The organism is Fibrobacter sp. UWR3, from assembly GCF_900143055.1.
Classification (GTDB): Bacteria; Fibrobacterota; Fibrobacteria; order Fibrobacterales; family Fibrobacteraceae; genus Fibrobacter.
In genome coordinates this window covers 58,723-74,422 of record NZ_FRCW01000003.1, presented here as the reverse complement: position 1 = coordinate 74,422, position 15,700 = coordinate 58,723, and the positions used below count along the sequence as shown (strand labels likewise).

At 55.2% G+C, this 15,700-nt stretch carries 10 protein-coding genes; 5 read left to right on the top strand and 5 right to left on the bottom strand.

What is annotated here, in order from left to right:
- The first annotated feature begins 369 nt into the window (after nucleotides 1-369).
- The 4 genes from BUA44_RS04390 (at nucleotide 370) to BUA44_RS04375 (ending at nucleotide 11,477) form a co-directional block, all read left to right on the top strand.
- Nucleotides 370-3,348, top strand: coding sequence for a glycosyl hydrolase family 95 catalytic domain-containing protein (locus BUA44_RS04390; RefSeq protein WP_072809033.1), 2,979 nt, complete (start codon nucleotides 370-372; stop codon nucleotides 3,346-3,348).
- A gap of 308 nt (nucleotides 3,349-3,656) precedes the next feature.
- Nucleotides 3,657-5,738 (top strand): family 43 glycosylhydrolase, encoded by a 2,082-nt coding sequence (locus BUA44_RS04385; protein ID WP_072809030.1) that lies wholly within the window; start codon nucleotides 3,657-3,659, stop codon nucleotides 5,736-5,738.
- A 148-nt stretch (nucleotides 5,739-5,886) separates the two neighbouring features.
- Entirely contained in the window at nucleotides 5,887-9,387 is a 3,501-nt protein-coding gene (locus BUA44_RS04380) for a beta-galactosidase, LacZ type (RefSeq protein WP_072809028.1), read from the top strand.
- A 116-nt stretch (nucleotides 9,388-9,503) separates the two neighbouring features.
- On the top strand, nucleotides 9,504-11,477 hold the full coding sequence (locus BUA44_RS04375; protein ID WP_255370457.1) for a carbohydrate-binding protein: 1,974 nt from the start codon (nucleotides 9,504-9,506) through the stop codon (nucleotides 11,475-11,477).
- Nucleotides 11,478-11,639: 162 nt separating this feature from the next.
- Here the strand turns inward: BUA44_RS04375 and BUA44_RS04370 are convergent, their stop codons facing one another.
- Complete coding sequence (locus tag BUA44_RS04370) at nucleotides 11,640-11,810, bottom strand: hypothetical protein (protein WP_255370456.1); 171 nt, start codon at nucleotides 11,808-11,810, stop codon at nucleotides 11,640-11,642.
- Nucleotides 11,811-11,851: 41 nt separating this feature from the next.
- Here BUA44_RS04370 and BUA44_RS04365 point away from each other — a divergent pair, with 41 nt between their 5' ends.
- The gene (locus BUA44_RS04365; protein ID WP_072809026.1) at nucleotides 11,852-12,643 is read left to right on the top strand and encodes a nickel/cobalt transporter; all 792 of its coding nucleotides are present in this window, start codon (nucleotides 11,852-11,854) and stop codon (nucleotides 12,641-12,643) included.
- A gap of 17 nt (nucleotides 12,644-12,660) precedes the next feature.
- On the opposite strand, the gene BUA44_RS04360 is transcribed toward BUA44_RS04365, so the two are convergent.
- The 4 genes from BUA44_RS04360 to BUA44_RS04345 form a co-directional block, all read right to left on the bottom strand.
- On the bottom strand, nucleotides 12,661-13,056 hold the full coding sequence (locus BUA44_RS04360) for an ExbD/TolR family protein (RefSeq protein ID WP_072809024.1): 396 nt from the start codon (nucleotides 13,054-13,056) through the stop codon (nucleotides 12,661-12,663).
- Complete coding sequence (locus BUA44_RS04355) at nucleotides 13,057-13,623, bottom strand: MotA/TolQ/ExbB proton channel family protein (RefSeq protein ID WP_072809021.1); 567 nt, start codon at nucleotides 13,621-13,623, stop codon at nucleotides 13,057-13,059.
- A gap of 87 nt (nucleotides 13,624-13,710) precedes the next feature.
- A complete protein-coding gene (locus BUA44_RS04350) occupies nucleotides 13,711-14,436 on the bottom strand; it encodes an energy transducer TonB (RefSeq protein WP_072809018.1) in 726 nt (241 codons plus the stop codon).
- Nucleotides 14,437-14,445: 9 nt separating this feature from the next.
- On the bottom strand, nucleotides 14,446-15,657 hold the full coding sequence (locus BUA44_RS04345; protein WP_072809015.1) for a DUF1302 family protein: 1,212 nt from the start codon (nucleotides 15,655-15,657) through the stop codon (nucleotides 14,446-14,448).
- Nucleotides 15,658-15,700: the final 43 nt, after the last annotated feature.

Here is a 15,700-nt window from a genome sequence, read left to right as displayed (position 1 = left end):
CTTATATAATTTTTTCCCTTGACGCGTTAGTAAATTTTTGTTAATTTTGGCCCGTCGTTACGAAAATCACATAAAAACGACGATAAAACGCAAAAATAAAGGATAAAAAGTCAATATGTACTGCATTCTCGCCGCCCTCCTGGTCAAGAGCTACAAGAAGTATGCCAAGCGTGCCTAATTGCCGCTCGGTTATTTTTTTAGACATCTCTCTCTAGTGATTACCGGTTCCGCTGGATAGGCGGGCCGGTTTTTTTATGCAAAATGGGCGTTTCTTGATAAAAAATCAATGCAAACTGGGTTGCGGTTCGTAATTTTGGCGTTTTCGGCATATATCTTTGGATTTGAGTGTATGTAAAACCAGGAGAACGTATGAAACTTGGTCTGATGTTTGGCGTAAAAATCGCGGCAGCCTTTTGCGCGGCGACCTTGTCTTTCGCGTCGACGGACAACCCGCTTACCCTCTGGTACAACAGCGATGCGGCGGGCGAATTCACGAACGCCCTCCCCATCGGCAACGGCTACATGGGCGGCATCATTTACGGTGGCGTCACGAAGGATATTATCGGCCTGAACGAGAGCACTGTCTGGTCGGGCGGCCCGGGCGACAACAACAAGCAGGGCGCGGCGAGCCACCTGAAGGATGCTCGCGACGCCATGTTCCGCGGGGACTACCGCACGGCGGAATCCATCGTCTCCAACTACATGATTGGCCCTGGCCCCGCGAGTTTCCAGCCGGTGGGCGACCTCGTGATTACCACGTCGCACAACGGTTCCTCCAATTACCGCCGCGAACTGGACCTCAAGACGGCCATCGCGAAAACGACCTATACGAGCGGGGGAGTCAAGTACACCCGCGAATATTTTGCGAGCTACCCGGACCACGTGATTGTGGTGCGCCTCTCCGCCGATAAAAGCGGCTCGGTGAGTTTCGGGGCCACCATGACAACCCCACATCGCAACAACAAGATGTCGAATAGCGGGAACACGCTTATCTACGACGTGACCGTCAATTCCATCAAGTTCCAGAACCGCCTGAACGTGGTGGCCGATGGCGGTACGGTCTCTGTCTCGAACGGGAACATCAATGTGCAGGGCGCGAATTCCGCAATGCTCGTGCTCACGATTGCGACAAACTTCAAATCGTATAATGACGTGAGCGGCGACCCGGGCGCCATTGCGGCCGATATCATGAGCAAGGTGAAGGGCAAGTCTTACGACGACCTGCTTGCGGCGCACCTGAAGGACTACCAGACGATTTTCAACCGCGTGAGTATCGACCTGGGCGCTGCCGACAAGAGTGCGGGCGACATTACCAGCACCCGCGTGAAGAATTTTAATTCCACGAACGACCCCTCGCTCGTAGAACTGCATTACCAGTATGGTCGTTACCTGCTGATTGCGAGCTCGCGCAAGGGTGGCCAGCCTGCAAACCTGCAGGGCATCTGGAACAAGGACACGAACCCGGTTTGGGGCAGCAAGTACACGACCAACATCAACCTCGAAATGAACTACTGGCCGGTAGAGACGGCGAACCTCGGCGAATGCGTGTGGCCGCTCATCGACAAGATCAAGAGCATGGTCCCGCAGGGCGAAAAGACCGCGAAGGTGCATTGGGGCGTAGACGAGGGCTGGGTGGAACACCACAATACCGACCTCTGGAACCGTACCGCCCCGATTGATGGCGCATGGGGCCTGTGGCCCTCGGGCGCAGGCTGGCTCAGCACGCACCTCTGGGAACATTTCCTGTTCAACCCGACGGACAAGGCTTACCTCCAGGACGTTTACTCCACCATGAAGGGGGCGGCGCTCTTCTTCGTGAACAGCCTTGTGGAAGAACCTGAAACCGGCCACAAGTACCTGGTGACTGCCCCGAGCGATTCCCCGGAAAACGACCACGGCGGTTACAACGTCTGCTTTGGCCCCACGATGGATAATCAGATTATTCGCGACGTGTTGAATTACACGATCGAGGCTTCCAAGATTCTGGGCGTCGACGAGGATGTTCGTGCCAAGATGGAGGCGACCGTCAAGAGGCTCCCGCCCACAAAGACGGGCAAGTACGGCCAGATTACGGAATGGTTGCAGGACTGGGATGACCCGAACAACAAGAACCGCCACATTTCGCACCTGTACGGCCTTTTCCCGAGCGCGCAAATTACGCCCGAAGAAACTCCCGACCTGATCAAGGGCGCAGGCGTTACGCTGAAACAGCGCGGTGACGATGCGACCGGTTGGTCTCTCGCATGGAAAATCAACTTCTGGGCCCGCATGCACGATGGCGACCATGCCTACACGATGATCCGCATGCTCCTTACCCCGAACAAGACGTACAACAACCTGTTCGATGCGCACCCGCCGTTCCAGATAGATGGCAACTTCGGTGCGGTTTCGGGCGTGAACGAGATGCTCATGCAGAGCCACAACAACAGGATTAACCTGCTGCCCGCACTCCCCTCGCAGTGGAAGGACGGCTCTATCAAGGGTATCCGTGCCCGCGGTGGCTTCGAGATTGATTCCATGGCCTGGAAGGGCGGCAAGCTCACGTATGTCGCCATCAAGTCCGATGTCGGCCAGACACTCAACTTGGTGAATGGCACCAACAAATTCACCACGACGACGGTCCCCGGCAAGATTTATGAATTTGACGGCAACCTCAAACTCACGAACCAGCCGTTTGAGCCGGTAACGGTCCCGGGCAAGATTCAGGCCGAAAGCTACATCGCGATGGATGGCGTGCAGATTGAAGATGATACTGAGGGAGAGCCGAACCTGGGGTGGATTAACGACGGCGATTTCAGCGAATACCTGGTGAAGGTCCCGACTGCGGGCACCTACGCAGTTACGGCCCGTGTGGCATCTGCCGCCGAAGCGAAATCTACCATCACGGTGGTCGATTCTACCGGCAAGGTGCTGGGCACCCTCACGGTCGACCCCGAAAAGACGAACGGCTGGAACGACTGGTACGAGACTACGGCGGATATCGCGCTTGCCGCGGGCGAGCAAAAACTCCGCTTCGAGTATTCCGGCGAGAGCAACTTCCTGATGAACTTTGACTGGTTCAGCATCGCGAAGGGCACGGATGCCGTACCCGAGGCGCGCAAGGCGGTAACAATGCTCGATGTGCGCCCCGTATCGCTCTCGAAGGGCTCTGTTTCGCTCATGATACGTTCCAATGCCGGCTTCAAGGTCAGCCTGTATACGGTGCAGGGAATGCTGGTTGGCACGCATGAAGGTTTCGGCAGTTCGCTCGTGGAATTCGGTGAAGACGGTAGCCTTGCCCGCGGGAACTACATTGCGGTCGTTACCAGCGGAAACCTGCAAAAAACGCTCAAAATCCGCGCTTTTTAACCATATTGTCATCCCCGCGAAGGCGGGGATCTTTGAGCAAAACCCCGCACATCGTCTTCCCCGCGAAGGCGGGGATCTTTGAGCAAAACCCCGCACATCGTCATCCCCGCAGGCGGGGATCATCGCGTAGAAGCCTTTACCGCACACATATGCCCGACGTCATCCCCGCGAAGGCGGGGATCTTCTTGCCGAACCATTGACAACTTATCCACGCGAACATGGCTTTCACATGGATTTTTCGCCTTTTTTATGGATAATTTTAGATTGGTGAGTTAAAAAAGTCGCCTTTTAGGCGAAAGGGATGTTCTATGAGTTTTGCCAAAACAGCAAAAATAACCGTAGCCGTGATTGGGTTTGGGCTCTGCACGCAGGCCATGGCCGAAAACCCGCTTATCCAGACTTATTATTCTCCCGACCCGGCGCCTGTCGTGTTCGGCGATACGCTTTGCACCTATTCCGGCAACGACGAGGGCGGTAGCTTCTTCACGATGCACGGCTGGCGCGTATCGTGCACTACGGATATGGTGAACTGGACCGACATGAACACCCTCATTCTGGAAGCGGGTGACTTTAACGGCTCAGCCAAGAAGAACGGCGACTGGGCATCTCAATGCATTCGCCGCAACGACAAGTACTATTATTACGTGACCGTGGAATCCACCCGCGGCGGCCGCGCCGTCAACGTGGCCGTGTCCGACAAGAAGGAAGGCCCCTTCAAGGATGCCCTGAACGGCAAGCACCTGGCGGGCCCCAACTGGGACTACATCGACCCCACCGTGTTTATTGACGACGATGGCCAGGCATGGCTCTACTGGGGTAACCCGAAGCTCTATTATTGCCCCCTCAAGGAGAACATGATTGAATGCGCAAGCGAAATCAAGGTCTCCGACATGAGCACCTTTAACGGCAAGTATACCGAAGGCCCGTGGATCCACAAGCGCGGCAAGAAGTATTACATGATTTACGCCGCCGGTGGCATTCCCGAATCCATTGACTATTCCTGGAGTGATTCCCCGACGGGTCCCTGGACCTACAAGGGCGTCATTATGCCGAAAAGCGAACCGGGTGCCGCGTTCACCGTTCACTCCGGCATTGTCGACTTTAAGGGCCGCAGCTTCTTCTTCTATCACAACCAGAAGAACGTGAAGGGTGGCGGCTACAGCCGTTCTACCGCCATCGAAGAATTCACCTGGAATGCCGACGGTACCATTCCCACTATCCGCGCTACCAACAATGGCGTCGTAAAGCCCATCAAGAACCTTGACCCGTTCGTGCGCGTGGAAGCCGAGACCAAGTCTTGGGTGGGTGGCATGACAGTCAATACGGCGGGTGGCTATACCATCATCGAGCATGTCGGTGCCGAATATGGCAATGTTTTCCTTACCAAGATGAACAGCGGGTTCTACACCAAGGTGCGCTCTGTTGACATGGGCGACGGTGCCGACCGCATTATCGTTTGCACCAGGGGTAACGGCGGTAAGCTGGAACTTCATGCCGGTTCCGAAAATGGCGCTCTCCTTGCATCCATGAATATCCCTTCAAGTTCTGCTTGGGAAGAACATACCTTCGATGTGACCGATGCTGCCGGCGTCGACGACCTGTTCTTTGTGGTAAAGCAGGGCGGGTTCGATTTCGACTACTGGTACATGGAAAGCGAAAAGACTGCTGTTCCGCAGACGCCTTACAAGGGCACTGCCGCTGCGGTTCCGGGCAAGATCGAGGCTGAAAACTACGACGAAGGCGGCCACAACAAGGCCTTCTACGACAACGACCGTGAAAACCAGGGCAAGGCCTACCGCGAAGACGAGGTCGACGTGGTGGATATCAGCGATTCCAAGTGCGGGGAAGCCGCCTGCACGGGCTACGCCATCGGTTACACGAACGATGGCGAATGGATGGAATACACCATCAACGTGACTGCCGACGGCAAGTACAATATCGTTGCGAATGTGGCTACCGCGTTCGAGACCTCTGCAATGCAGTTGTTCATTGACGACAAGGAAATTACCGAATCTGTGGTGCTCCCGAAGGTTGACAGCGTATGGACTACGTACAAGGAAGTGGAAATCGGTTCCGTGGAGCTCAAGAAGGGCGAACACGTGCTCAAGCTCCTGATTACGGGCGCCTACCTGAACGTGGACTGGATCAACTTCGTTGACCCGAATGCGGAAATTACGGCTCTCAAGCAGGTTCGCTTTGCCCCGATGACCGAAGGCGAATTCAACGTGTTCGGTGCGACGGGTAAGTACATCGGGCGCATTGACCTGGGCGCAGCGACCTCCACGCAAGATATGGCGGCATCGCTCAAGCGTGCCGGTTACGCGAGCGGCATGTACATCGTCCGCAGCGTCACGAACCGTGCCCAAATCCAGCGCGTGCAGGTGAGGTAAGCCTGCCGAACCAGGTTGGTGCACTTCGGCAAGCTCAGTGACCTAAGCCGAACCATTGACAACTTATCCACGAAACCTCTTCTAGAACCATTTCAATACCCCTCAAAAAGGGGTATTTTTCTTTATGGTGTAAAACAACGAGGATGTTATGAAGAATCTCCAGATAGCTAAGGTAGTATCGTGTGCGGCCATTTTCGCCGCACTTACGGGCACCGCTTTTGCACAGAGCGGCCCGAACGACGAATGGAACGGCAAGCCGCGCGTTTTCGGCGTGAACCGGCTTAACCCGCACGTGACCTCGATGCCCTACACTACGGTGGAAGAGGCTGTTAAGGGCGACCGCCATGCATCCGAATGGTACCAGACGCTTTCCGGCAAGTGGAAATTCTTCCATGTGGACAAGCCGAGCCAGCGCAACAACGACTTCTACAAGGACAACTACGACGTTTCCAAGTGGGATGAAATTCCGGTGCCTTCCTCGTGGCAGATTCTCGGCTACGACCACCCGATTTACACCAACGTGGTTTACCCGTGGGCGCAGAACAACCGCGTGTCCGCTCCGGGCGCCCCGACCGATTTTAACCCGGTGGGCCACTACCGCCGCACCTTCACCGTACCCGACAAGTGGGCCGGCAAGCGCATCCGCCTGCATTTCGAGGGCGTGGAATCCGCCTACTACGTGTGGGTGAACGGCAACTACGTGGGCTATTCCGAAGACTCCTTCACGGGTCACGAGTTCGACATCAACAAGTACTTGCGTAAGGGCGAGAACAACATCTCGGTGCAGGTGTTCCGCTGGTGCGACGGCTCCTGGCTCGAAGACCAGGACTTCATCCGTCTTTCGGGCATCATGCGCGATGTGTACATCTACGCCGTTCCCGAGGTCCATATTCAGGACTTCCAGATTGACGCTACCCTCACGAACAACTATACCGACGGTTTGCTGAAGACAACCGCATGGATTTACAACTCCACGGGCTCCTCTTCGGGCGAATACACGGTGGAACTTTCGCTCTACAACGATGCGGGCAGCGAAGTGATTGCCCCGACGGCGCAGAAGGTTTCGGGTATCGGCGCGAACGGTGGCGAAAAGAGCGTGCATTTCGAAATCCCGTATGCCAAGCCGAATCGCTGGTCTGCAGAAACGCCGTACCTCTACACGGCGGTGCTCACCATCAAGGATAACGCGGGCAAGATCATCCAGGTCGAAAGCAACAAGATTGGTTTCCGCACGGTCGAAATCAAGAAGGACAACGGAGCCCCGCGCCTGCTGGTGAATGGCATGCCGGTGAAGTTCCACGGCGTGAACCGCCACGAGCTCGACCCGGATAATGGCCGCGCAGTGACTTACGACCGCATGGAACAGGATATCATCCTGATGAAGCAGTTCAATATCAACGCTCTCCGCATGTCGCACTACCCGAACAACCCGGTAATGTACGATCTTTGCGACAAGTACGGTATTTACGTGATTGACGAGGCGAACGTGGAAAGCCACGGTGCGAACGGTGACCTGCCCAAGAGCAGCGATGACTGGCGCGCTCCGGTGGTGGACCGCCTGAACAGCATGGTGCAGCGCGACAAGAACCACCCGAGTATCATCCTGTGGTCGCTCGGTAACGAAGCCGGCAACGGCAACGTGTTTGCCTCTGAACGCCAGCGCGCGCACGAGATCGACTCCACCCGCTACGTGCACTACGAAGGCGATAACAACAATGCCGACGTGACGAGCCAGATGTACTGGGGCTACGACTATATCGCCGGTTACAAGGATGCGAACAAGCCGGTGATGCTCTGCGAATACGAACACGCCATGGGCAACTCCGTGGGCGATTTGAAGGAATACATGGATGCCTTCTATAGCAACCCGCGCGCCTTCGGTGGCTTTATCTGGGATTTCATTGACCAGGGCCTGCACCACAAGGGCACTCCGTACTGGGAATTCGGTGGCATGTGGGGCGACTGGCAGAACGATGACAACTTCTGCGCGAACGGCCTCGTGTTCCCCGACCGTGCGATTCAGCCGGAAATGTGGGAAGTCAAGTATCAGTATAGCCAGCTGCGCGTGAAGAACGTCGACGCCGCGAAGGGCAAAATTGAAATCGAGAACCGCTACCTGTTCAAGAACCTCGGCGACTTCCTCGAAGGTATCTGGCAGCTCAGGGAAAACGGCAAGATTATCAAGGACGGCAAGCTGAGCGGCTCGCAGTTGAACATCGGGCCCCTCCAGAAGAAGGAAATTACCATCGAGTTGCCGGACATCGAGACGACAATCGGTGCGGAATACCATCTGGATATCGATTTCCGCCTCAAGAAGGATGAACTCTGGGCAAAGGCGGGTCACAGTGTCGCTCATGAACAGTTCGGCGTCAACTATGACCAGCCCTGGTCTACCGAAGTGGATATCAGTACTCTGAGCGCCCAGAAGGTTTCCCGTGTCAGCGGCCTCACCATCGAAGGTACCGATTTCAAGATTACTTTCGACGAGAAGGCGGGTACGCTTGCCAGCTACGTTCTCGGTGGCGATACCATTATCAAGAACGGCGGTATCCCGAACTTCTGGCGTGCCCCGACCGATAACGACAAGGGCTTCAACATGGAAAGGGGCCACGGCGAATGGCGCAAGGCGAGCAAGAGCCGCAATGTGACCTCCGAAGTCAATGAGGTTTCTCCGCAAGAAACACGTGTGACCTTCAACTTCAGCTTCCCGGACGTGGGCAGTTCCAAGATGAAGATGACTTACTACGTGTACGGCAGTGGCGATATCGTTGTGGAATACACGTTCAACCCGGATGGCTCCAAGAGCTATATCCCGAACGTGGGTACCCTCTTCACGGTGCCGGGCGGCTACGAAAAGGTGCGCTACTTCGGTCGCGGCCCCGACGAGAACTACATGGGCCGTAACCGCGGCACCTTCATGGGCATTTACTCGACTCTCGTAGATTCCATGACGGTCATGTATATGGAAATTGGCGAAACGGGCCAGCGCACCGACGTGAAGTGGGCGACGCTCACCAGCGACAAGACCGGCAAGGGCTTGATGATCGTGGGCAATCCGCGTATGGAATTCAACGCGCAGCACTACACTCCGGAACAGCTTTCCGATACCAAGCTCCCGTGGGAACTCAAGCGCAACAAGGATATCACGATGCGTGTGGACCTGCACCAGATGGGGCTCGGCGGCATCAACAGCTGGGGTGCGGAACCGCTCAACGCATATCGTCTGAACGCGAACCGCGAATACTCGCATAAGTTCCGCATCGCTCCGATTCGCCAGCAGTTGAACGACCCGACCGAATACTCACTGCTCGGCTTCAAGAACTTTGGTTGGAACGACCTCCCGCCTGCAGCGTATGGCCCGGATGAAGTCGCCGGTATTTACAAGAACCAGCCGGAAAAGGATGTTACTGAGACGGCAAACGTCGGCACTGTCGAAACGACGGACAAACTGCGTACGCCCTCCGTGCTGGTACCCGAAGGTATGCGCTACTACAGGGTGTTCGATATGCAGGGGCGCCAGGTGGCAAGGTTCATGACCCGCGGTGTCGAAGACCTGCATGTTGCAACCAAGCGTGCGATTGGCCGTGCGGGCTCGTACCTGGTTCGCCCGGAACGGGGCGGCAACGCCTTCCGCATCGTCGTGAGATAGCCTAAAACCCCATTGTAATTTTGTCAAAAGTATTTGATTTGGGCGCCTTCTTGGAAGGCGCCCTTTTACATACATTTATATGTGTGTATTTGTGCAAACGCACAAGGGATGGTTATATGTTCAAGAAAATTCCTGCAGTTGCGCTGTTGGCTTTCACCCTGCCTGCAAGCGCTCTGGCTGCTGTCAACCTCAACGTTAGTCTTGGCGATAGTATCAAGCCGGTGACCCATGTGGCCACGGGCTCGCTCTACGGCCTTACGGAAACGCTCCCGAGCGATATCACGAAAGATGTCGCCCCGCTCAAGCCGAATGTTTTCCTTTCTCCTGCGCGTAGCGGTAACGGCCGTCAGCAGGGTATAGGCGGTGCCTTCCTCGTGGCCCCGCGTGTCGAAAGCATCGGCGCCAAAATCCAGATACGCCTTGCCGACGTGTTGCCCGGCTGGCCCTACAGGTTCCAGAACATGAACCACTGGAAAAACGAGGTTACCTCGGTCATCAACGACAAACTCAAATCGAACAACAAGAACTTTGACGGCTACGAAATCTGGAACGAACCGGACGGTACCTGGAAAAACGAGAACGGCGACTTCAATTCAGTGCTCTGGAAACAGACTTACGACTTGATCCGCCAACTGGACCCGACCGCAAAGATTATCGGCCCCTCGTATTCGTACTACAATTCCTCGCGCATGGACGCCTTCGTGAAGTACTGCTCGCAGAACAACTGCATGCCCGACGTAATCAGCTGGCACCAGTGGGGTAGCGCGAACTTCGTGAACACTGTCGAAAGCTACCGCAGTATCGAGAAGAAGTACGGCGTGTCTCCGCGCCCCTTCAGTATCAACGAGTATTCCTCCGAGGAACATTCCGAGGAAGGCTGCCCGGGCGTATCGGTGCCGTTTATCGCCAAGTTCGAACGCTATGGCGTCGAGAGCGCGATGATTTCCTGGTGGTTCGTACCGCTTCCGGGGCGTCTCGGCAGTCTCCTTACCTCCAATAACGAGCGCGGTGGCGGCTGGTGGCTGTACAAGTGGTATGGCGACATGAGCGGCTACATGGCTAAGGTTACGCCCCCTAACGACAAGAGTGATGGCGTGGACGGCTTTGCCGCCCTCGACAAGAAGAAGGGTTTTGCGAGCATCGTGCTCGGCGGAAACACCAAGGGCGAAATCAGCGTGAACATTTCGGGCATTCCGGAGGCGTTCGGCAAGAAGGTGAATGTCGACGTGGAATACGTCGTGTGGGAAAACAAGGACAAGGCCGTGCCTTCTACCACTCCGGTTTCGAGCAAGGAATATGACGTGAACGGAGGCAAGATTACGGTGCCGGTGAACATCACGAACGTGAAGTACGGTTACCGCGTGTACGTGACTCCGATTATCCCGCAGGAACCGTACAAGGGTTCCGCCGCCGCCATCCCGGGCAAGATTGAAGTTGAAAACTACGATGTGGGTGGCTCCGGAAAGGCCTTCCTGGATAAGGACGATGACAACAAGGGCGGTGAATACCGCGAAGATGCCGTCGATATCGTGAAGGGTGGTACGGGTTACGCCATCGGGTACACGCAGGAAGGCGAATGGCTTGAATACACTGTGGATGTAGCGGCGGCAGGTGAATACGCCCTCACGGCAAGCTACGCGACATCCTCGGAAAATGCGGGCATCAAACTCTATGTCGATGATGTTGCTGTTACGGATAACATAATATTCGCGCAGGGCGCCGACTGGGAAACCTACACCGCGTTCGATGCGGGCAAGGTGAACCTTTCTGCCGGCAAGCACGTGCTCAAGCTTGAAATCGTGGGCAACTACGTGAACGTGGACTACCTCGAGTTCTGCACCGGCGAAAAGTGCAGTGCTGGCGATACGACCGTCACGGAGCCTTCGGGAACGGGCGATTCGACGACTCTCGTGCAAAACTACCACGTGAATTTCGGCATGGTGCAGACTTACGGCATATTCTCCCTGAATGGCCGCCTGCTCGGGAAGGTTTCTGCCACATCGCTCGCCGAGGCTCATGTCAAGGCCCGCAACCTGATGCAGCGCGGCTCCGCATTGCAGTCCCGCTACGTCATTCGCGCTGTCAAATAGCGCACCGCTAGCCGGTACGGTAAAGTTTCATCTCTACACACAAAAGGTCTCCGCATTCTTGCGGAGGCCTTTTTTGGGGTGTTTCGGCCGACACTAGAGGCCGATATTTTCATTTAGTCGGACTCGTCACGAGAACGCTGTTTTCGTTCTCTGAATTAGCCGTTAACCTTTCCCATATGGCTTGCACAGGTAAACAAGTGCGGTGGTGAGCGTGTAGTCGGCAAGGAGTGCGGCACCGAGGCCCACGATGGAGAGCAGACCCACGTTGTGGAGGGCGCCCATGGGGCTGAAGATGAACACGAAGAACATCGCGCAAAGGATGAATGTGGTCATGCCCATGGTCTTTCCGATTTCGCGGTAAGAAAGCAGTAGCGTTGACGGCGGCGATTTCGGCGATGAAAAGTGGCGACTGGGATGCCATTTGGAAGTTCCTCGCGATTTGCCTTGTGTACGGTATGTTGCACGCGCTTGGCCCCGGACATGGAAAGTCGATTGTGGTCGGATATTTTATTGCGCGTCGTGGTCGCTGGCGGCAGGGTGTGGCGCTTGGTGCGGGCATTACCGTAACGCACACGATGAGTGCTGTTCTCTTGTTGCTGATTCTGTATGCGATTTTCAAGGCGACGGTATTTGCTGCGTTTGAAACAGGCCGCGTCGGAATCGAGCGCGCGAGTTATGCGCTCATTATGCTCACGGGTGTGTTGCTTGTGGTGCTTGCAATTCGCGATGTGATTAAGTCGCGTAAGGGCTGTGGATGTGCCGCTCGGCTTGATGCCGCGGAAGGGGCTGCGCAAGATGGTGCGTGCGCGGAATCTGGCTTGGGAAGTGCGCTCCCGCCGGTTGCCCGCTGGCGTGAAATTATCGGAGTTGCCGCCGTTACGGGAATTGTGCCTTGCCCGGCTGTGGCGTTGATTGTTCTGTTCTGCCTGCTGAATTCGATGGTGGCGCTTTCGCTCTTGGGAGCGCTTGTCATTTGCATCGGCATGACGATTACGAATGTGGCCTTCGGTATTGCGGCCGTGGCATTCCGCAAGGGAATCGATAAGGGAAGTGCCCATACCCGTATCGCGACAAAAATATACACCGTCGCGACTCTCACAGGCGGTGTTATAATCTTTATTTCGGGACTGCTGCTGTTTACGAACCAGTTCGCGGGAAGGGTGTAGCGACGCCGCAAGCGGCCTTATTCCGCACTTTCCATCTCGTTAATCAGCTGGATGTTGTACAGCTTTTGCACCTGTAAAATATCGAGGATCACGGCGATGCGCTCGTAAGTCGTGCCCTTGTCGATTTTGATGGCGACAGGGGATTTCTTGTTTTGCACTGTTGCGGCCTTTTCGCGGAGTTCGTCGGGCGTGCCACGCTGACCGTTAAAGGCGAGTTCCGTTTCGGAAAGTTCAATGTACAGGCCTTCGGGCGTGTCGCGCTTGGTTTCGGTCTGTGTTTCGGGCAGAATCAGCTTGAGCACCGATTCGTCTTGTTTGAACACCGATGTCACCAGAAAGAACACCAGTAGCAAAAAAACGCAGTCAATGAGCGGCGTCATGTCGGGGCGAATTCGGCGTGTGCGCTTGGCCATCTATGCATCCTCGTTTTGGGAACGAAGGTGATCTTTCTCCTTCAAAATGCGACCCAGCTGCAAAAGCACATCGTTTTCTACGTTGTCTTGCTCCGATTCCATGCTGGCGTTCAAGTAGTTGAATGCGATGACATGCGGAATAGCGACCACGAGGCCAATCACTGTCGTAATGAGGGCGAGCTTGATGCCCGTGGCGAATGCGCCCGCGTCAGAAAGGCCCGAAACGGCGATGACACTGAAGGCGTTGAATATGCCGAACACGGTGCCCAAAAGGCCCAGCAGCGGAGAAATGCTCGCGATGTTTTCGATGGTGGTCATTCCCTTTTGCAACGGCGAGAAAGCGAGTGCGATTTCGGTGCGGATGCTTTCCATGATGATGTGGTGATCGGTGTTGTGGCTCACCACGCGGTGCAGAATTTTGGAGGGGAGGCGCTTGCGGATGCTCCTGTTGAAGAGAATCAGCGAGATGATTTTCCATACGATGATGGAATAACCGACGAAATTCATCGCCACGAGTACGTAGGCGATAACGCCGCCCTGTTGAATAAAGTCTAAGATGTAGTTCATTTTTTGTACCTTGTTATTATATCCGCATAAGCGGAAAATGTTTTTTTTCTTTTTGTCATGCCCGCGAAGGCGGGCATCTCCTTTCTACTAATGCAGGTTATACTTGATTGGAATCTCCATTTTCCAGGTGTCCTTGCCGAGCACCGCTGGAATCGGGTCGAACTTTGGCACGGCTTGCACGGCGGCAAGCGCGCTTTCGTTCAGTGAAGAATACGGACAGGGCTTTGCCACAACCGCACCGCTGATGCTTCCGTCTTTTGCAACCGTGAACTGTACGCGCACGGTGCCTTCTTGCTTTAGGCGGCGGGCTGTTGCCGGGTAGTCCTTCTGTTTTTCGAAAGCCTTGCTCAGCCCCATCAGATAAGCGCGAGTCACTTTCATCAGCGAATCCTTCGAAGGTTTCGGTGGAGGTGGCGGCGGTGGAGGTGGTGGCGGTGGTGCCACAGGTTCAGGAGGCGCTTCGACAACGGGTTCGGCATCCGTAACCACAATCGGTTCCGGCTCTGGTTCGGGTTCAGGTTCCGGCACCGTATCTTGCACGATGTTCGGGATAATTTTCGCGCGAACCACCTTCTTCACGATTTTCTTGACTTCGGGTGGAGGCGGAGGCGGTTGCAAGAGCAAGCGCTCCACATGAATCACCTCGGCATCTTCGCGGGTGGTAACCACCTGCGTCCGCTTCAGGAATCCCCAGGCGTAAAAGCCTGCGTGCATCAAGACTGCGACGATAATGCCGACGCAAAACACGTGCCGCATCGTGAATGCAGAATAGGGATTGCGCGTGCGCGATGTCGGTTCAATTTCAAAGTTCATTAGATTTTATTAGAAGTAGTACTTCGCTTTCGCCCAGATTTCGCGGTTCTTGTCGTAGCCTGCGAGTTGTCCGCGCTTGCCGCCAAAGTGGTCGTAACCAAGCGAAATCATTACCTGGTCGGTGACGGAGTAATCGCCCGAAACGCGTGCGTAATAAGCGAGGTTGTCAATGTCGAACATGCCGTAGAGCGAAAGCTTGAGCGTGTTGTTCAGGAGCTCCTTCGAAATGCGGAAAGTCATTTCTGAGGAATTCTTTTCGGCGGCTAATTTGTCCGAATAATCAGCGATGTACTTGTGTAAATACTGCACCATGAAAGTCCAGTTGTCGCCGGCGTACCAGTCGATTCCACCGAGCGCATTGAACGTGTTCTTGCGGGCATAATCAAGGCTGTTGGCATAACCGAGCGCTTCACCGAAGTATTCTGCGATTTCGCCACGGAGCACAAATTCGCCGATAGGCATCGACATGTCGCCACCGATCATGGTCATGGTTTCGTGTATGCCGTGGATGACAATGGAATCCTTGACGGGGTCGTAGCCTGCGACCGTAACGGGCGACTGGTTGTGCGTATGAAGCGCCGAAATGGAGAAATCCAGATTCGAGAGGAAGAACGAAACTCGCGTTCCGAAATCTCCGTTCTTGAATTTGGCATCGGGACCTTCCGGGAAATCGATGCTCGCTTTTTCGGGCAATTCAGGACGCCAGGGGTTATCTTCTTGCATGGGCATCTGGAAGTATCGCGGCACGGGCACGTAAACGATTTCAGCATTCACGCGTTCGCCGGGGTACTTGATGCGGAAACCGTCGACAGCCATGCGCATGTCGTCGTAGTCGCTCGACATGAATTCGGTGTAATCTACAGGCGAAATCAGGTCGGTAACACGAAGCCCGTCGGCAACGCCCCATACCACAATCTGGCGGCCCGCGCGTATTTCAAGAAAGTCATTCTGGTAGTTGAAATACGCCTCTTGCAACTGCACTCCGGTGCGGTCTTCGAGAATGCTGTTTTGTACGCCATTCAGGCTGGTGAACAAATAGGCGTTCTCGTAATCTACGCGAAGTTCTGCGCGCAGGCGCGTCCGCGACGTGGTAAAATCGTGCGGATGCTGCGTCTGGACGGCGTGATACGTGTCCACGAAGCCGTTGAATTGAAACGGGCTTTCTTGGGCAACAGCGGTCGTCGCCGCCAATAACAATGCTGCTAGAGATTGCTTCGTCACTTTATTTCTCCTTAATTTGTCATTCCCGACTTGGTCGGGAATC